This is a genomic window from Flammeovirgaceae bacterium SG7u.111, assembly GCA_034044135.1.
Lineage (GTDB): Bacteria > Bacteroidota > Bacteroidia > Cytophagales > Flammeovirgaceae.
On the sequence record CP139021.1, the window covers coordinates 5,895,832 to 5,914,490 of the forward strand.

Here is an 18,659-nt window from a genome sequence, read left to right on the forward strand (position 1 = left end):
TTAAAATACTGACTTATGAAAACCATTACAACAATTGGTTTATTGTTAGCAATAAGCCTACTACCGTCATGTCTCTATGAAATGGAAAGTGACTTAAAGGAAGATGTGTCTGATGCAATATCTCCCCAAGAAGTAATTGAAAACTTAGTTGTTTCGGATAACTTTAATTACGAAACAACAAATCAATTTGAATTAAATATCCAGTTTGAATTACCAAACGGGACTACACTTTCATCCGTCCCTTTTACATTGGTAGACTCGGCAGCTAATCAAGAAAATGTTATTTTAAATGGAGTAAGCAACCCAAACGGAAAAAGTAAACTAAACCTGACTTTAGGAGCACATATCGAGAAAATATGGTTAAAAATCAACTTTGTCGGATTACCCACTACCCATGAAATACTACTAGAAAATTCAGTAATCTACTATAATGTAAACGAGTATTCTCATACTAAAAAATCTGTCCTGTGGAAAAGAACGACTGGAGTTGAGTCTTATAATACACTAGGAGGATGGAACTCATTGGGCGTTCCCGATTATCTATTGGCCACTGATGACAATGTAGACCAACAATTATTAATTGACATCAATGTTTCTTTGCCCGAAGGTGCACCCGTCCCTTCTGCTAATCCACAATATTTGAAAGATATAGATATGAATACACGCCTGAACGATGAAGCCGACTTGTGGGTTACTTTTGTTCATGAAGGGGCAGGCTATAAAAATACTCTTGGCTTTTTTACTTACAACCTGGCCTCTCCCCCAACTTCCATAAGCGAAGTACCAGATGATCAGATTTATATTATATTCCCAAATGTCTCTTTTAATAATAGTGGAGGCGGGTTGTACACTGGAAACAAGGTGTATTTAGGCAGATTTCCCGCTAATACTGGTATAGGCTGGTTTTTGATACCTAATGGGTGGAATAGTGGGACACAATCGGTGCAGCCTTCTTTTGAAACAAAGTACTCCATAAAAAGCATGAATGACTATGCAGGAGAAGCCTATCGGCAGTATTTAATCCAACTCAGAGATGATAAACGAGAACTGCTATTATTGGGCTTTGAAGACATTACCCGACCTGGGGGAGACAATGATTTCAACGATGCCATTTTTTATGTTACCGCCAATCCTTATTCAGCAATTACAACTGATGAATTAGAAAGCATTTCCACTTCTGTTGACTCAGATAACGACGGCATCCATGACTATGCCGATGAATTTCCTGCTGATCCGTCGCGGGCTATTTCACAGTATACACCTTCAAAAAATAGATTTGGGTCTTTAGCTTTTGAAGATTTGTGGCCGTCCAAGGGAGATTATGACTTCAACGATTTGGTGCTCGACTATAATGTAAGAAGCATTATGAATGCGAACTACATGGTAAAAGAACTGGAGTTTAGCCTCAAAGTAAAAGCTATTGGAGCTTTGTACCAGAATGGTTTTGGGATTGAGCTGCCTATTTCTTCAGACAAAATCCAAAGCGTTGAAGGCACTTTTTTGAATGAGGGATTTGTTGAGCAAAATAGTAATGGCTGTGAGTTAGGGCATGAAAAGGCAGTAATTGTATTTTTTGAAAATGCATCAAAACTCCTTCCTCGTTCTCCAGAAAGTAATTATACCAATGTTGAAAGGGGAAAACAGTTTGTAGAGCCTTTAGAGTTTATAGTAAAAGTAACATTACAAAATGGAGTATTCGACAACGAGTTGACTGGAGCTCCTTATAACCCTTTTTTAATCGTAAATAAGAATAGAGAACAAGAGATTCATTTATCAGGCCATGCCCCAACAACCAAAATAAATACAGCTCTCTTTGGGAAAAAAGATGACAGAACAAATTTGAGTAGTAAGTTTTATAAGACTGAAAACAATCTGCCTTGGGCCATACATACTCCTGTGTCGTTTGACTATCCCAGTGAAGGGAAAGTCATTACCCAATCGCACTTAAAATTTGCCCAATGGGCAGAATCTGGCGGGTCTATTTACAACGACTGGTACCAAAGCCAACCAAATTACCGCCATGAAGTCATGATCTTCAAAAAATAAATTCACCTACTAACATCAACCTGCTATGAAATACTTAGTCATTACCCTTATACTATTTTTGTTTTTAAATACTTATAGTATTGCCCAGATAACACCACAAGAATCTACTGTCGGGTTTCAAATGAACGGTCAAGAAAATCATATTATCGACTCTTTGGTAGAAGTTGCCTTCCAAAACTCTTATTACCTCCAAACGCTTCATGAGGAAAGAAGCATTCGGCAGACCAAAGTGTGGCAAGAAAAAAATAGCTGGTTATCAAGCTTTCGCTTTGGCGTTCAGCTTTTCAGCGTAACTAATGATTATCAAAGTGAAATCAGCAACACTGCCTTACTGCCATCTATGGGTGTTAATTTACAAATCAGCCCAGATAAAATAATTACCCTCCCAAGTAGAGTTCGCATAGCAAAAAGTAATGTTAGAACCTCAGAGAATGATATTTTGAGGCAACAAAAAATATTGAGGTCATGGGTTGAGCAAAAATACCTGGACTACTTACAAGCCCTTGAAGTTGTAAGGTTGCGTAAAGAACGGTTGCAAGCTCAGTTGGAAATGGCAGTGCTTATCAAAGAAAAATTCAAAATTGGAGAAGCAAAACTAGACGAGGTTATCCAAACTCAAGGAGGAATAGAACAGATGGAAGAAGGTTTAATACGCAGTCAGTTTGCAGCAGAGAAAATATTTCGAGAAATCAATGTGATGATCGGAGAAGAGAAAGCAAGTTTTTAAATCAGCTTTCAACTAGCCAAAGTATCATAAGCCATGACCAAATTTATAGAAATAATAAAAGTGCTATTAGCGAAGTGGAAACTTTGGATATTTTTCCCCATCCTTGCTGTAGTACTTGTTTTTTACCTGACGAAAGACTTACCAAGAGTTTACACTTCTAATGCCACCGTCCACGTCAACCTTCAAACTAATTCGGATTTGAGCCTTTCTGGGCAGGCTATCAAACAGTATGAAATAGGGATGTACTTTCAAAATTTACTGGAATTGCTCAAATCAAGAAGCACATTTGAATATGTGCGGTTAAAGGCTTTGAAAGATTATGTTCAGAAAAAACATCAACTATTCGACTTGGAAAAACCAGAAGGCGGTACCTATGACTTGGATTCTATTCGGATATTGACATTGATAGATAGTTGCCTAGAAAATAAAGGCATATTGAACCTTTCTCAACCAGAGCAGGCAGTTGTTATCCAGTTTTTGGAATCTAATGGAATGAGTAACAAGGCTCTAAACAGCATGATTAAAGGGTATCGTTTGGGGAATAGTTATTTTTTGAAAATAGAAACCAAGACAGATGGGGCATTTAAATCGAAATATTTTGCTGACCTATTCAGTGAGGCACTAATTTTTTATCACATCAACCTCTCACGTGAGCGTATCTCCAAAGACAGACAAATTATGGAGGAGTTAGTGAGGCAGGCTAAGCTCAAACTGGACATGAAAGTCAAAGCCTTAGAAGAGTTTAAAATTAAAAACACCATAATTAACTTGGGTGAATTGACCAAAGCAATAGTAAACCAGACTGTGGATATGGAAATTGCCCTTGCCAAAATTGAGGAAAAAGAAGCTGCCAAAAGGCAAGGAATGCTTGAAATAGAAAAAAATTTCAAAAAAAAAGGAGCGCCACTACCCCTCAGCTTAGATAAAAATGAAAAGGTCATTGAGCTCAAATCTAAATTAAGAGAAGTGCATAGGGCAGAAATTACTAATGCCTTTAAAGAGCAAAAAGATTTGCCGCTCGATTCTTTAGCACTCTTCACAGAGCAGGTGAAGAAAGACATTCAACAAAATATCAAGCATACCATTTCTGAAGTACCTTATGATCCGGCCATGACTCGCCAAGACTTAGTAAGCCGTTACATTGGTCTGCAGTTAGAAGCTGAAATGGCAAAAGAAATTATGCCCATTGTTAAAGCAGAAATCCAAAGGCTAAAAGTGTATGCAAATAGCTTTGCCCCACTAGAATCGGCAATTGGTACATTTGATAGAGAAATCAATACTTCCGAGCAGAGCTACCTCATCTTGCTCAATAAACTAAACTTGACCAAAACGGTAGAACAAGGCACAGGTATAAATGAACTGACTATAAATGATGAAGCATTTTTACCCATCAAACCCGAAGCATCCAAGCGCTTGTTTATGTTAGCAGGGGCTGGTTTAGCCGTTTTTGTAGTAATTATTGCATTTATTGTTGTGATCGAACTATTGGATAGAAGCATTGGAGCAGTAAGCCAGTTTGAGGCAAGCACTCAAATTCCTATGATTGCCGCCTTCCCAAATGCAAACGACAAACGAGTTGAACCTAACTCTCAATTAGCCAATTCGATAAAGCTTTTGGTAAGAGAACAAGTAAAAAACTTGCGGGAAAAAGTGATGGCTATTCCAGAAGGTAATCGTACTTTTTTGCTAACGAGTACCTATGAGTCAGAAGGTAAAACATGGATAGCCCAATCATTGAGCCGCAAATTAATAGACAGTGGATATAGTGTTTTGATGATTCAGGCTGACTGGTTTGGAAAAAGCGAAGTAGTTACTGAGCTAAAGTCCCTAGGAAATCATTTTACTCATTTAGAGTCAGTCACCGAATCTGGTTGCATTCAGGCAAATCATCAAAATGATTCTCCTTTTGACTTTGCAACACAAATGAAATGGAAACAAACCCTTTCTGATTTGAAAATGAAATATGATTTTATTTTCGTCATACCCCCTCCTCTTTCAATTTGTTCTGACTGGCAAGAATGGGCTACAATATTAGATAATAGCATTCATGTTTTTAAAGCTAACAAGACTTTTAGAGCAGTAGACCAACGTGCGGAAAAGGCTTTATTAGACTGCAAATTAAACAAAGTGGGTAGTGTTTTTAATAGAGTAAATATTGAACGCATGGAGGGTTATATCGGCGATGTGCCAAAGCTTCGTTCGAAATTCCGCAAGCTTGTTAAGAGGTGGGCTTATGGAGGATTTAAAAAAGCTGCCTAAGTTTTCCACCTGATGGAAACTTATCCACAGGATCGACTATTACTTGCAGCACTATCACCATTAAAATTAAACAATATACTGAAAATCAATATATTATAAACAAAAAATTTTATAAGCACAAGGTTTGTATTTCATATTCTAAAAAACAATATAGACTATGATTATACAAACCTTACTTCTTTTACTAGAACTTTATTTTATTTTCTATACTGTCCAATGGATTTTAGCTATTTGGGCAGGCAGAACAAAAAAACGGAATAGAAAAAAAACAGGAACAAAACCAACCAACCCTATTGTTTTGATCCCTGCGTACAAGCCAAGTAAAACCTTACTTAAAGTCTTACAATCTATTTTTGATTCCGAAAAGAATGCAAACGTCTTTGTCTTATTTCAAGAAGCAAACCCAATGATTGTTTCTGAAGCCCAAAGGTTTCCTATAAGTTTCGCAGAAAAATCTTTTAAGAATAGAGAGGGTAACCCTTATCACCACGCCCTCCGCTTTGCAGTTGAGGAGATCAATAAAATAGGAACAGTGCAGGGGAAAGACTTTTCCCACTTAATCTTATTAGACAAAGACAACATTGTGGATCGTAATTTTTTCCATAATATTCTTGAAGGCATCCAACAGGGCTATAGCATCGTTCAAGGCAAACGTAAGCCTCACCAAGCTATTTCAGCGTCAGAATGTTATGATACTATTTCTGAGGCAATTAATGATTGGATGTTTAGGCAAGCAAGAGTCAATACATTCGAGTACTTGGAACTAAGTGGCAGTGGAGTTGCTTTTGACCTGAAGGTTTTTAATGAAGCAATTTTACACTTAGATGCCAGAGCTCCCGGTATGGACAAAAATCTTATGGTTCAATTGCTAACCCGGTTTGAAAACCTGTCCATGCTTTATCAACCAAAAGCAATTGTCTATGATGAAAAAACCAATTCAACAGATGACCTACAAAAACAACGAACTCGTTGGTTTGGCAACCAATATTTCAATGCTTTTTATTATGGTACAAATTTGATAAAATCTGCTCTTAAACAACAAAGAATTGCTCCTTTAGATTACTTCCTTGTTTTGTGGAGACCTCCCCGCAGCTTACACATATTTGTAATCCAATTTCTCTTTTGCTGGGAAATTTTAGGCATTAATGACTCATTTCCTTTTTGGACCTTAACAAACCTGTTATTCATCTTCTCAAACCTCTTATTCATTCACAAAAGCCAATTGTGGAAAGAAACCTATAACATCCTCTTTGAAATACCCAAGTTCGCATTCAACAATTTAAAAGCTGTTTTAGCTGGAAGTTCTAGAAAAGCACAGGGTAAGTTTATTCATACCACACATAAATAGCAATCACGGCAGTGGAACTGAAAAAGTACTTTAATTCGGAAGGAGATGATGCCAAGGCGGCAATTCATTCTGGCTTGTATAACTGGCTAATAAAAGAGCGAGCACTTTCCATAGGTGCTTTAGTTTCCTGCCTACTTATTTGCCTTAGCATTAGCTTTCTCACGGTTAAAGTTCATTGGGTGCTACCTATTGTAATAGTAGCGGCTGTGATAGGAGGACCTTTCATTATCAGTGCTATGTTCAAGCCGAAAGTAGGAGTATACCTAATGATCTTCATATCGGTTTTCATGTCTGTTCTGCTCAAATTACTTTCGGGTATCCCCATCGGTTTAGTGATGGACTTCACCATTTTATGTATGATGTTGGGAATGTTGTACCGATGCTACCTGAGCCGAGATTGGTCAATTTTCCATACACCTATTACTATTCCCATAGTTCTATGGGCTGCTTATAATGTATTGGAGTTTGCTAACCCAATTGCCTCTTCACGGGTTGCATGGTTTTATGTTGTTCGTCCTGTCGTAGGCTATATTCAAATATTTTTTATCACTTATGGTATTTTAAAAACCCCAACACAGCTTAAAAATATCTTGGTTTTCCTCCTATGTATGTCCAGTATTTCTGGTATTTGGGGATTGTACCAATACTTTTTTGGCTACTTTGATTTTGAAATGCGGCATATCATCCGCAACGATGCGGTGCATTTGGTCTTTATCCAAGGTAGGTGGCGATCATTTGGAACAATGGGATCGCCTGCACATTATGGTATTGTGATGGCGTATATGTCTATTGTAGGCTTTCTAATGCTTCGTTTAAAGTTTCATTGGCTACTAAAAGTATGCCTTGTAATAATGGCCTTATGCTGCTTTGGAGGAATGATTTACGCGGGAGCTCGATCTGCATATGCAGTACTACCAATAGCAGGAGCCTGCATTGTGGGGCTTTCTAAAAGTGTGAAAATGTATGTGCTGGCTGTTATTGCAGGAATTGGGTTGTTCATTGTCATTATAATGCCTACCAACAATTATCATATCAAACGTATTCAGTCTACTTTCAATGCAAGTGAAGATAAATCTTATTTGGAACGGCAGCATAATCGAGACCGGATTAAGCCATGGATACTGAAGCACCCTATAGGTGGAGGTTTAGGTTCAACGGGTGTATGGGGCGGACGGTTCTCTCCAGGATCTTTTTTGGCATCTTTCCCTCCTGACTCTGGCTATGTACGGGTAGCTGTAGAAACAGGCTGGATTGGACTTATTATCTACCTCTTCCTGTGGGCAAACCTATTGATAAAAGGAGCCTGGGGGTACTTTTTCAATATGAAAGACCCCGAACTGAAAACTATAGCCCTATGTATTATTGTCATTATTTTCCCACTTGCTGTAGTAGAACTTGCTCAAGAAATTTTGGTCAAGCTCCCGTCTAACTTCCTCTTTTGGATTTATGTAGCTATTCTTTTTAGGGCAATTGAAATGGATAAAGAAAAACAAAATCAAGCATCATGAAAAATATAACGATGGTCTCTTGCCAGCATTTCCAATCAGGAATTGGCCATTACGGCTATGAATTGGCCAAGCATATATCCAAAAAAAATGGGCAAGTAGAACTTTACAAACCATTCAAGCCCAATCATCCAGACCAGCATTATCACCAACACAAATGGATCAAACCCATTCATTACCGTTCTTTTAGGCAAATGCATCCATACTTACTGCCATTGTTCATCCGCAATGCAATAGGAAAAACTTCTTCGGATGTGTACCATGCCCACTGGTTCATGTCAGGGTTGGCTTTAACCTATTTTGTTCAAAAACCAGTAGTAGTTACTATGCATGATGTATCCTTGCTCCATGTACTTGAGAAAGGCTCAAGGTATCAACAGTATTACCACTGGGCTATTGAGCGGTTTAGGAAGCGTAGGATTCCTTTAATAGTCGTTTCTGAAACAGCTCGGCAAGACACTATTCAATACGCCAATTATCCACAAGAATTAGTACATGCCATTCCCAACGGGATCAATTTTGAGCGTTTCTTCCCAACCCAAAAGAAGAAAGCTAATGAAAAGTTCACTATTGTATATGCTGGAGGATTAGGAAAGCGCAAAAATGTAGGCTTACTGTTAAAAGCATTCCAGCAGCTGGAAAAGAAATATTCTGTACAGTTGCGAATAGCAGGAGCTTTCCCAGAGCGAACCGAGTACCCTAACATCGCTAAAGAATTAGGCTTGAAAAATGTTGAATTCACTGGGTACTTACCCGATGAAGAGATGAATGCTTTTTACAACCAAGGAGATTTAATGATTTACCCATCTGAATACGAAGGTTTTGGCTTTGCTCCTTTAGAAGCGATGGCAGCAGGCACACCTGTATTATGTGCCAAAGGAGGAGCTCTTTCCGAAATTTCGGGAGGAGGCGCTATGCTTTTGGATTACAATGTAGAAGACCTGGTCAATAAGACCTCTCTATTGATTACAAACACCGACAAACGAATGGAACTAGCTGAAAGAGGGAAGCATTGGGTGAAAAAATACAGTTGGGAACGATGCGCAATGGAAACAACTGAAGTATACCAACATGTTATTCGGTAGGTTACGCTATTCTTATTAAAGCTGTTGAGATAAATCCTTCATCATTTAAATAATTTCATCTACCATTCTTAAAAGTTTATAGTCCGCAGTAAACAGAGACCCCACAATGATTGTATCAATGTGGGGTCTCTGTTTTTACTTGCTTCTCAAGCTCCAAAACCTAGGAAATAACCTCACCAAATCATACCACCAATAAAGAATCAAACCAAAATTTTGAAACATGAATACTGGTGTGGATATCTTTTTTAAGCTGCTTAAAAACTTGATAGGAAGATGCTTAAAAAATACTTCTCGGTAAATAGTATGCCATGGACTTGCATTGCGATATTTCTTATAAAGCACTGGATTCTTGTAAAACAGTAAAAACTCACTTTCCATAATTTTCATTCGCTTTTTTAGCTTTGAGAAATGCTCCAAACGAGGAGGATGATACACACATACCTCAGGGCAAAATCGAATTGTACCTAATTGGCTGATTCGCCAAGCCAGGTCCGCATCTTCATTATGCGGAAAAGGGAACGACTCGTCAAATCCCCCAACTTCCCAAAAAGCAGGTTTATAGTATATGGCATTGCATGTGGGTACAGCGTAACTCCCTTTCTCATTGTCAATCTGATGAGTAAGTGGAGAAGTCTCAACCCTGTTCGTATATGTTTTCCCCTGTATACCAACCAATTCGTTAGTAAATAACAACAGACTTTTTTCTAACCAATCCGAATCTGCTTGACAATCGTCATCGGTGAATGCCAAATAATTGCTTTTAGCTATACTAGCACCTAAGTTTCTTGCTACTGCAGGACCTTGGTTTTGCTGTTCCAGATAAATAAGATTAGGAAGTGAATAACAGAACAAATCTATAATTTCTTTTGTGTTATCCGTAGAACCATCGTTAACCACGATCACTTCAAAAAACAATGGATCTAGAGTTTGACCCGCTAAAGCTTTCAAGCACTGCTCCAATAATTGGCTTCGGTTGTAGGTAGGAATGATAACAGATATTTTAATTAGGTTATTTTTCATAATGAACGGAGGGTGAGTTTGTTTTAACATATTTTTTCCCAGATAGCAAAAGCTTTCTGTATTGTTCCAGAATCAGCTTAAAACAGCCGATGAAACTAATATTGAGTTCTTTTTTTAAAATTCGTTGTGTCCAAACTAGACCAATCACATTGGCTATAAGCGGAGCTACCACAACCCCTATCAATCCCCAGTAGTAGACGATAGTAAATAAGAGGACAATATTTAATAGGGAAATTCCTGTAACTACTTTTGTATTGAGTTTTGGTTTATTAAGTGCATTGACCACGCTTCCAAAGGCGTTGCCGAATGGTAAAGTCAGCGCCGAAGTAAAAACCATACAAATAGCAAGAGGAGCTGCATCTGTATATTCTGTACTGCTAATCAAAATAACCAGAGGTTTTGCAAAAAGACTAATTAGCAATGCCATTGGTAAAAGAATACTTAGCACCAGAGCTACCGTATTTTGAAAGAAAAACTTAAGCAGTTCAAGTTTTTTTGTATTGACAAGCTCACAAACCTTGGGGAAAAAGAGCGATTGAATAGCTGTATTAGGAATCACGATCAACTGAGTAAATTTAGATGCTACTCCTAGTAATGCAACATCTGTAAGTGTGAGGAAACTGGCTATTAGAAACACATTAATTCTCCCCGACAGCAACCCTACTAAATCTCTGAAAAAACCGTGCTTTCCAAACTGGAACATTTCCAAATGCAACCTCCATTTAGGCTTCGCTTTCCAGATCAATATTGGAGAAATATAAAAACATGCTAAGCCTACTGATATAGAACTTGCTATACCCAATACCAGTACTATGGAAGACAAAGGCTGGGTGGTAAAAAACACCCAAACTAATCCTGAAATCAATATGGCTACAAAGGCTAAATTAGTTCTAAAAATTGCTTCCACTTTCAGAGAAGATCGTAGTACTATCAATTGCCAACGATAAATTGCCCAAGCTGTAGCATAAAGTGGATAATAGATCAATAAATCACTTACACCGTGTGGTAAAACCCATCTGCCTGCTGTAAGTACCAATGTGGTAATTAATAAGTCAATTGAAATATTGAGGACAAAACTACATTGTAACACGTCCCAATATTCATTTCCTGTTTTTCCTGCAGAGAACTTTACCAATGCAGACTGTACGATGCTTTCTCTTATTTTCGTCACAAAATAAAATACAGCAGTGAATAGGGTCCAGATACCTACTTCTGAAGGAGTATATTTTTTACTTACCAGTATAAAAATGCCTACACCGACAAGTAAATCTATAGCATTATTAGCTACTGTCCACAATATTTTCTTGTAAGAAAGCATGGTTACACTTGGAAAGGATTTGTCTGGTGCTTTTGGCTTTTGTTAGGGAAAAAGTCAAGAGAAGGCATAAAAGCAGTTTGTACTTCATTCAACTTCCTAAGCGCATATTTCCAGCAGAGATGAGTTAAAATTTTTAGAGATTCTATAGTCTCATCTAGCCTATTGTACTTTGGAAACATCTGTTCTATTTGCTCTTTTGTCCAAGGTTTAGTGAAATAAGAAAGCGTTGCCTCATCAGTCGGATTGATAGAAAAACCAAAGCTTTCGTCCCATTCGATACGGACACTAAAAAGGTCAGGGTAATTCCTCTTCAGCATTTTAAATGGAATAGAATTTTGGGTAAGGTGATATAAAAACAAATCTCCAAAATCGTGAGTTGGCTTTTCCATCCCTAAATCACTCTTTTTTACAAGAGTAAGTTTGTTCTCAATTTCAAGGCTCACCCAAGTATGGGACGATTTTGGGGCTAGGAATTCACCAATCAAGGAAGGCACTTCGATGTAGCCTCTTTTTGCCACCCGCATCATCTCCTTCAAAAATTTTTCAGGGTTAGGAACATGCTCCAATACATGACAGCAGATCACATAATCAAATACTTTATCTTTAAAAGGTAATGATTCACCATCTGCTTCTACAAAAAACTGTTCACCCAATACCTTCAGGTCTCCACTTCTGTGCGTATTATCATGTACATACTTATCTACAACATAATCTGCACGAGGATGTGGATTGTGCCCTCCACCTATTTCTAATACCAAATCGGAAGAAGCTATTTTTAAGTCGAAGCGAGATTTTGGATTGTTTATTTTCATTTTAACACCATTAAAGTTCTTAGTTATATTTTACAATTAATTCAATACAAAAGCAGGCACGCTTTTCATAAAAAACTTACTACCAGAAAGTTACAATCAACTTAGGTTAAGTTATATTTATATAAATTACACTGAGCGGAATGAATTCCTCCAGATGGAAATGTTTTAGGCTAAAGAATGGTAGAGGGAAAGGGTCTCGCTCCCTGCTTTTGACCAATGGTATTTGAGAGCTTGGGCAATACCCTTCTCTTGCATAGTTTGTCTCATTTTTGCGTTGCCCATTACTTCAATAATTGCATTTGCAAAATCTTCTGGGTTGGGATCAACCAAATAACTAGCATTGCCCAATACTTCAGGTAAGGAACCTTTATTTGCCGCAACCACGGCAGTCCCGCAAGCCATTGCTTCCAAAGGGGGAAACCCAAACCCTTCGTATAGGCTGGGATAAAAAAACAGGTCTGCCCCTGCTAAGAAACTTCTTAATTCTACATCAGGAATGAAACCATTGAAATACACATTTTTTAACCCATACTCTTCAATGAGCTTTGCCAATTGTGTATTCGTCCCAATTCCACTTCCTATTTCCAACCTGAACTTAACATTGGCTTTTTCCAAAATACGTGCGGTTTCCACTAAAGCTATGGCATTTTTATGTGGCACACCTAAGCCTCCTATATAGCGAATAGTAAATGTTTCATTTTCCGTTACATTACCAGGGTAAAAAAAATCATGGTTTATTCCATTGTAAATCACATGTACGCGATCTTCAGAAATATTGGTAAAGCGAATAAGATCTTCCTTTGCTTGTTTTGAAACCACAATGAATGCATCTGAATACTTCATTGCCTGCTTCATGTTATATTCATAAAATTTAAAACTCAACTTATCTTTATAAAACAAGTAAGGAATAGCATCATGAACCGTGGTAACAACTTTGCCTTTCGTTTTCTTCTTGAAATGCAAAGAGGTAATCGCATCAGGATAATCTGCATGCCAGATGGTACTATCCTCATTCTTAATGGCCTGATACAAATAGTAAGGAGCAATATAATCTTTCAAAGATCGGAATGAGCGATATGGGTAGGCATTGATAAAAGATTTATCGCCTTCTCCTTTTCGATAGACTTGGACATCCTCTTGGTCATATACATAATTTGCCAACTCAGAAGTATAGCGTCCAATACCACAATTTGCATGACGACAAGATATATAGGTTATTTTCATAGTTGAAAAGTGAGAAAAGGGTCGCAAATCAATTAATAGGTAAATAAGAAGTTGGTACAAATACGCTCTGGGTTGATTTTCCCTGCCTTGAGCTTTTCTAGCAATTTTAAGTTGAATAGAGTAGGCGCATACTGAACACTTTCAAAGAAGGATAAAAAGCTTTCCAAAGTATCTCCGTTTGCCTTGAGTTTTTCCCCATTGAACTCTACCAAAATGTATTTGACCTTTTTATTTTCTAGCGTCTTTTTCGCGCCTTTCAACATCTGCAATTCGTGCCCTTCAATGTCTATTTTGATAAAATCAACTTGGTCAATAGCATGTTCATCTAAAAAATGATCCAGTGTACACGTCTCAATTTCAATTGTTTCAGCGGAGTACTGGGGTTGGAACGAAAGGCTTCCACAACCATAATGAGCCTCATCACTTCTGTAAAACTGTTGCTGGCTGATTTGGTCAGAAAGTGCTATAGGATGATGGATTACACGGTTGTCCACACTATTGATTTGACAGTTTCTTTGAAGTTTTGCATAAACTGCCGGATCTGGTTCAAAAGTATGAATGGTGCTTTTTGGCCTAAATTTCGAAATGTTCAATGTGTAAAAGCCAATATTTGCTCCCACATCTAGGCAAACCGCATTTTCTGGAATAATTTTTTTGATCAGCTGTAATTCTTTTTTTTCAAAAGCATTGAAATAAATACCTCTTTGCACATCGTCGTTAAGGTCAATCTCAAATTTGACACTATCTACCTCTGCAATAAAAGGCTTGACCGAATCGAAGGTATCACCCAAGTGGGCAACGATTCTGGACTTGAATTTTTCTGGCAAATTTATTTTACGTAAACCTCTCAGTAAATACTGTGAGCCAGAAGCCAGTTCTGCCAAATGAGCGGTGAATTTTAGGTAGAATAATTCCCAGAAATAAAGTTTAATCTGATTCATTTTTGATAAGTTTTTTATTGATATTGATTAGATTGATACCATTCCTTCCACTCGCTTTGATTTTTCCCAAGTAGCAGGTTGCTGGTCTTTTATAAATCGAAGTGCTCCTTGTACCACCGAGATATTCATAAACAAGAAGTAATATGGGATGTAGGCTATCTTGTTAGATTTGCCGTGCTTGGAAAGCCGATGTTCTCCCAAAGCCAATCCATAAAACCCTAACTGTCCTAAAAAGAACAGGAAGTAGATCACGCTGTCTAAGGCAATGTAAGTGTTGGATATGAGAAGTAATACGAGTGCCAAAGGGCAAATAGTCCAGCGGAAAACACGATGGGAAAAGTACTGAAATGAAAGCAGAGGATGACGGGTAATATTCCATAGTTGAGGTAGCCTGGACATTGCCTGAAAACCACCTGCACTTATTCTGACCTTCCTTTTGCGTTCTTCTGACAAACTAGAGGAAGGCAGCTCCATCGCTTTCGCATTGGGAGCATAAGCCACTTTATAGTTCTGCAAATTCACTTGGAATGATAGCATAAAATCATCCAAAATAGTATCTTCTTCCAAAGGTTGAAATAAAGCCGTTCGCATTGAAAAAAGCTCCCCTGCTGCACCTACTACGGAGTAAAAATCAGCGTCTTGCTTTTTTAAAAAGGACTCATAGGACCAATACAATCCCTCTCCGTTGCCCGTTGAACTCTTGGTACTTTTCGTAACAACCGTTTTTTCCCCTGCAACAGCTCCAACTTCATTATCTCGGAATTCACAGATTAAATGTTGAAGCGCATCTCTATTTAAGATAGTATTGGCATCACTAAAAACTACAATTTCAGAGTCTATATGTGCCATCGCTCGGTTAATAGCCGCTACCTTTCCTTTTCTTTCTGGAGAATATAAAAGTTTTACCCCATCAAAACTTTGAACAATATTATTAGTCTGGTCGGTGGAACCATCTGTAACAACCCAAATGTCTAAAAATGCTTTAGGGTAATCTAATTGTAGGGTATTTATAATTTTCTCAGCAATTACATCTTCCTCATTATAAGCTGGAATTATCAAAGTCACACTTCTCGTGTAAATTTTGTTTTGAGGTTTATCTTTATCAAATATTTTTTTGACTTGATTAAATATCGTTATCAAAATCCCATACCCGACATAAGTGTAAAATAAAATAGATAGTGCTATCCAAAATATTGAAATTGCCATAGTGATAGTTTGTTAAAAGTGCTTGTAGAAAAGTTTATTAGGAATCGTACTTGAAAATCCTTCTCAGGAAAACTCATATGGTGGGTAATATTTTTCATTGCTTAAAAGAGCAATAAGAGCATCGTAACTCCCTTTAAATAAGGCTTTAATATTCTGATATTCATTCTTAACCAGTTTGGTCAAAGTGGTTTTGGGCAAGCTGAAGACTAAAAAGAATAGAAGAAATAGGGAGAAGTTTGAAACAGAGAAACTTCTGTACATGAACAAAATACGATTGCGAGTTTGGTAATATGTTTTTAGAGGACTGTTTTCACCTACAGATCTCGATTCTTTGTGATATACCAGAGCATTAGGTTCGTAGTAAATCATATATTCTTTACTAATTTGGGTACTCCAATCCAGCTCTTCGTAGTAGATAAAATAATCTTCTGGCATCTTGCCTATTTTATGAACTACCTCACTCCTAACCATCATAGCTGCACCGTGTACATAAGCTGTTTCTTGGGAAGTATCATGTTGTCCCTTGTCTATTTCACCCTTGCCAATAGTCAGATTACGCCCTGTTAGCGGATTGATAGGAGTAAACCCTGCATATTGGATGATATTACTATTAAAGTATTTGATTTTTGGACTAACTGCACCAATGTGTTCAGAAACCAATAACCTCTGTGTAAGCCTTAGTATACATTGATTTGTAACTTCAGCATCATTATTCAAGAAGAATAAAAAGTCGCCTGTAGCAACTTGAATAGCCAAATTATTCGCTCCAGCAAACCCCAAATTCTTTTCGGAACGGATCACTTTCACTTTTGGCAGAATGGTTCTAAAAACTATTGTAGGGTCAAATTTTGATTCATTGTCAACCACAATTACTTCTAGATTGGGATAGCAATCTCTCTGCAGTGACTTAAGCATAGCAACGGTATGCCTCACTGAGTGAAAGTTGATAGCAATAACGCTTACTTTTTTATATAGATCATTCATCTGATGTAATTACTCTTCAAGTATTAACTACACCAACATATCCAAAAACTAACAAAAACAACATAACACATTGATTATAAGACACTTGAAATATAGCTCTTATTTCCAAAATATCCTTTTGGCGGAATGAATTCCATCTAACGGAATACATAGAGCAACACTATATGCATGTAAACAATTGATTTAAAGCATGTTGTACACAAAAGGAGAAGATTTGGATTATCTATATTAAAAACTAAACAGCATGCTTAATAACCAAAATATAATCTTCTTCGCCCTTCCTAAGTTTCATGGGACTTATACATCTACAAGTGCAAGCATTGCAAAAGAGCTAGCAAAAAGTAATCGAGTTTTGTGGGTAGAAAACCCTTTTACTTGGAAAGACATTTTCTCAAATAAAGTAGCCTTTCTAGCACTTTTACATCAATTAGGATTGGCGATAAGAGCCGATAAGGATAACAAAAAACAGATTTCGAAATCAAACAAAGGCATTTACTTCATCACCCCTTTGCCCGTTCTACCAATTAACTTTCTGCCACATGGCTGGCTTTATAACCAATTGTCAAAATTAAACCACCGAATAGTTCTCTACAGTATTAAAAAGAGCATCAGAAAAATGGGGTTTGAAAAATACATCTACATCAATTCATATAATTTTTACTATCCCAACTTGTCTGACCTACTTAATCCATTTTATAAAGTCTACCATTGCGTTGATGGTATGATGCGAAGTTATTCACTAAAACATGGGAAATATTTAGAAAACATCTTGCTTAGTAAGGTTGATTTGGTAATTACAACTTCTCCTCAATTGAAGCGGGAAAAGTCGGTTTATCATTCCAATACATATTGTATTCCTAATGCGGCAGATTTTCAACATTGCTCTAAAGCAACACAAGAAACCACGCTTGTTCCCCCCAATGTGAAACAATATGGTAAAAACCTGATAGGCTATGTTGGTAATATAGAACGAAGGATAGATTTTCCACTGCTCAAGAAAGTTATGACTAACAATCCGAACTGGGACCTTCTGATGATCGGACCAACTATGTCAAACTATATTCCCAGGTGGATTTACGATGTGCCCAATATCCATTTTGTCGGAAAAATTCCATATGCCCAACTTCCCAATTACTTAAAAGCACTCAAAGTAACTTTGATTCCCTATAAAATAGATGCTATTAGCAAAACCATTTTTCCGCTAAAGCTCTACGAATATTTAGGTGCAGGCAAGCCAGTGGTAGCTACCAACTTCAATACAGAAATATTAAATCCAATTTCAGATTTGGTATATGTTACTGATAATTCCTCAGCATTTGAAAGAGCAATAAACCACGCTTTGGAAAATGACAGTAAAGCTATACAAACTCGTCGCCTTGCTTTGGCAGAACAAAATACATGGCAAGAACGAGGAAAAGAATTCCTATCACTTTTAGAGAAAAATGTACAACTTAAGTAGAGAGATAATGAAGAAAATAATAACATATATAAAAACTAATCCTAACGCAAAATACTGGGTTTTAAAAATGCTTTTTCGTCCTAAGCCTTATTCTTCAAGATTGAGATTTTGGGCTAAATGTATCTTCATATTTCCAAAATACCTCCAAAAGGGTATTCCATTGAAATGTAGACTAGATTTAGCGCCGTTTCACAAGCTTGTGATTGGCAAAAAATGCCGAATTGAAAAAGATGTAGTTATTAATAATGGTATGGGAGATGTGGTTTTAGGAGAAGAGGTACATACAGGAATTGGGTGTATTATAAGTGGCCCTGTTACCTTTCACAAACATGTAGGTTTGGCACAATATGTCAGGGTAATTGGCTTACATCATGGCATTCGTGCAGATAGCCCTCATCACTATCAAGAAGTTACTAAAGCCCCGGTTATCTTAGAAGAAGACGCTTTTGTGGGTACAGGTGCTGTGATTATGGGCAAAAAAAATGGTGAGCCGCTAACATTAGGTAAATATTGCCGGATTGGAGCCAATGCTGTTGTAACGACAGACATTCCTGCATATTCAATTGCTGTAGGAAACCCTGCAAAAGTTATTAAGAAATGGGATTTTGAAAAGGAGAAATATGTAAAGGTTTAAATAACTACCACACTATTAAAACAAACATATTTCTGTCACCAAAAAAGGCTAACCAATTGAATTGATTAGCCTTTTTTGGGTTTTCCCTTAC

Annotated in this window: 15 protein-coding genes; 8 read left to right on the plus strand and 7 right to left on the minus strand. The window is 37.3% G+C overall.

Translation table 11 applies throughout. The features are described from left to right. The first annotated feature begins 15 nt into the window (after positions 1-15). From R9C00_22895 to R9C00_22920, 6 genes are all read left to right on the plus strand, one after another. Positions 16-2,046 carry an LruC domain-containing protein gene (locus R9C00_22895; GenBank protein WPO34553.1) on the plus strand — a complete coding sequence of 677 codons (2,031 nt, stop codon included), beginning with the start codon at positions 16-18 and terminating at the stop codon, positions 2,044-2,046. Positions 2,047-2,071: 25 nt separating this feature from the next. Continuing rightward, positions 2,072-2,773: a TolC family protein gene (locus R9C00_22900; protein WPO34554.1), complete on the plus strand. Its 702-nt coding sequence runs from the start codon at positions 2,072-2,074 to the stop codon at positions 2,771-2,773. 33 nt (positions 2,774-2,806) lie between these two features. Next, positions 2,807-5,032, plus strand: a complete 2,226-nt coding sequence (locus R9C00_22905; GenBank protein WPO34555.1) for a Wzz/FepE/Etk N-terminal domain-containing protein — start codon at positions 2,807-2,809, stop codon at positions 5,030-5,032. A 157-nt stretch (positions 5,033-5,189) separates the two neighbouring features. Next, the gene (locus R9C00_22910) at positions 5,190-6,380 is read left to right on the plus strand and encodes a glycosyltransferase (protein ID WPO34556.1); all 1,191 of its coding nucleotides are present in this window, start codon (positions 5,190-5,192) and stop codon (positions 6,378-6,380) included. Positions 6,381-6,391: 11 nt separating this feature from the next. Then, complete coding sequence (locus R9C00_22915; protein WPO34557.1) at positions 6,392-7,888, plus strand: O-antigen ligase family protein; 1,497 nt, start codon at positions 6,392-6,394, stop codon at positions 7,886-7,888. After that, entirely contained in the window at positions 7,885-8,970 is a 1,086-nt protein-coding gene (locus R9C00_22920) for a glycosyltransferase family 1 protein (GenBank protein ID WPO34558.1), read from the plus strand. The genes R9C00_22915 and R9C00_22920 overlap by 4 nt, the downstream gene beginning before the upstream one ends. A gap of 135 nt (positions 8,971-9,105) precedes the next feature. Here the strand turns inward: R9C00_22920 and R9C00_22925 are convergent, their stop codons facing one another. The 7 genes from R9C00_22925 to R9C00_22955 form a co-directional block, all read right to left on the minus strand. Next, complete coding sequence (locus tag R9C00_22925; protein WPO34559.1) at positions 9,106-9,990, minus strand: glycosyltransferase; 885 nt, start codon at positions 9,988-9,990, stop codon at positions 9,106-9,108. Next, a complete protein-coding gene (locus tag R9C00_22930) occupies positions 9,980-11,308 on the minus strand; it encodes an oligosaccharide flippase family protein (protein ID WPO34560.1) in 1,329 nt (442 codons plus the stop codon). Before R9C00_22930 ends, R9C00_22925 begins: the two co-directional genes overlap by 11 nt. Before the next feature lie 2 nt (positions 11,309-11,310). Further along, positions 11,311-12,120: a methyltransferase domain-containing protein gene (locus R9C00_22935; protein WPO34561.1), complete on the minus strand. Its 810-nt coding sequence runs from the start codon at positions 12,118-12,120 to the stop codon at positions 11,311-11,313. 165 nt (positions 12,121-12,285) lie between these two features. Beyond that, positions 12,286-13,344, minus strand: a complete 1,059-nt coding sequence (locus R9C00_22940) for a glycosyltransferase family 1 protein (protein WPO34562.1) — start codon at positions 13,342-13,344, stop codon at positions 12,286-12,288. Positions 13,345-13,376: 32 nt separating this feature from the next. After that, on the minus strand, positions 13,377-14,285 hold the full coding sequence (locus R9C00_22945; protein ID WPO34563.1) for an FkbM family methyltransferase: 909 nt from the start codon (positions 14,283-14,285) through the stop codon (positions 13,377-13,379). Positions 14,286-14,312: 27 nt separating this feature from the next. Further along, positions 14,313-15,350 carry a glycosyltransferase family 2 protein gene (locus R9C00_22950; GenBank protein ID WPO34564.1) on the minus strand — a complete coding sequence of 346 codons (1,038 nt, stop codon included), beginning with the start codon at positions 15,348-15,350 and terminating at the stop codon, positions 14,313-14,315. 204 nt (positions 15,351-15,554) lie between these two features. Next, positions 15,555-16,475 carry a glycosyltransferase family 2 protein gene (locus tag R9C00_22955; GenBank protein ID WPO34565.1) on the minus strand — a complete coding sequence of 307 codons (921 nt, stop codon included), beginning with the start codon at positions 16,473-16,475 and terminating at the stop codon, positions 15,555-15,557. A 244-nt stretch (positions 16,476-16,719) separates the two neighbouring features. On the opposite strand from R9C00_22955, the gene R9C00_22960 reads away from it, so the two are divergent. After that, on the plus strand, positions 16,720-17,934 hold the full coding sequence (locus R9C00_22960; GenBank protein WPO34566.1) for a glycosyltransferase: 1,215 nt from the start codon (positions 16,720-16,722) through the stop codon (positions 17,932-17,934). Positions 17,935-17,941: 7 nt separating this feature from the next. Then, positions 17,942-18,568: an acyltransferase gene (locus tag R9C00_22965; GenBank protein ID WPO34567.1), complete on the plus strand. Its 627-nt coding sequence runs from the start codon at positions 17,942-17,944 to the stop codon at positions 18,566-18,568. The last annotated feature ends 91 nt before the right edge of the window (positions 18,569-18,659 follow it).

Bases quoted from the DNA above. Each gene is read 5' to 3' on its own strand.
- R9C00_22895 (WPO34553.1), top strand. From the start codon at position 16: ATGAAAACCATTACAACAATTGGTTTATTGTTAGCAATAAGCCTACTA.
- R9C00_22900 (WPO34554.1), top strand. From the start codon at position 2,072: ATGAAATACTTAGTCATTACCCTTATACTATTTTTGTTTTTAAATACT.
- R9C00_22905 (WPO34555.1), top strand. From the start codon at position 2,807: ATGACCAAATTTATAGAAATAATAAAAGTGCTATTAGCGAAGTGGAAA.
- R9C00_22910 (WPO34556.1), top strand. From the start codon at position 5,190: ATGATTATACAAACCTTACTTCTTTTACTAGAACTTTATTTTATTTTC.
- R9C00_22920 (WPO34558.1), top strand. From the start codon at position 7,885: ATGAAAAATATAACGATGGTCTCTTGCCAGCATTTCCAATCAGGAATT.
- R9C00_22925 (WPO34559.1), bottom strand. From the start codon at position 9,990: ATGAAAAATAACCTAATTAAAATATCTGTTATCATTCCTACCTACAAC.
- R9C00_22930 (WPO34560.1), bottom strand. From the start codon at position 11,308: ATGCTTTCTTACAAGAAAATATTGTGGACAGTAGCTAATAATGCTATA.
- R9C00_22935 (WPO34561.1), bottom strand. From the start codon at position 12,120: ATGAAAATAAACAATCCAAAATCTCGCTTCGACTTAAAAATAGCTTCT.
- R9C00_22940 (WPO34562.1), bottom strand. From the start codon at position 13,344: ATGAAAATAACCTATATATCTTGTCGTCATGCAAATTGTGGTATTGGA.
- R9C00_22945 (WPO34563.1), bottom strand. From the start codon at position 14,285: ATGAATCAGATTAAACTTTATTTCTGGGAATTATTCTACCTAAAATTC.
- R9C00_22955 (WPO34565.1), bottom strand. From the start codon at position 16,475: ATGAATGATCTATATAAAAAAGTAAGCGTTATTGCTATCAACTTTCAC.
- R9C00_22960 (WPO34566.1), top strand. From the start codon at position 16,720: ATGCTTAATAACCAAAATATAATCTTCTTCGCCCTTCCTAAGTTTCAT.
- R9C00_22965 (WPO34567.1), top strand. From the start codon at position 17,942: ATGAAGAAAATAATAACATATATAAAAACTAATCCTAACGCAAAATAC.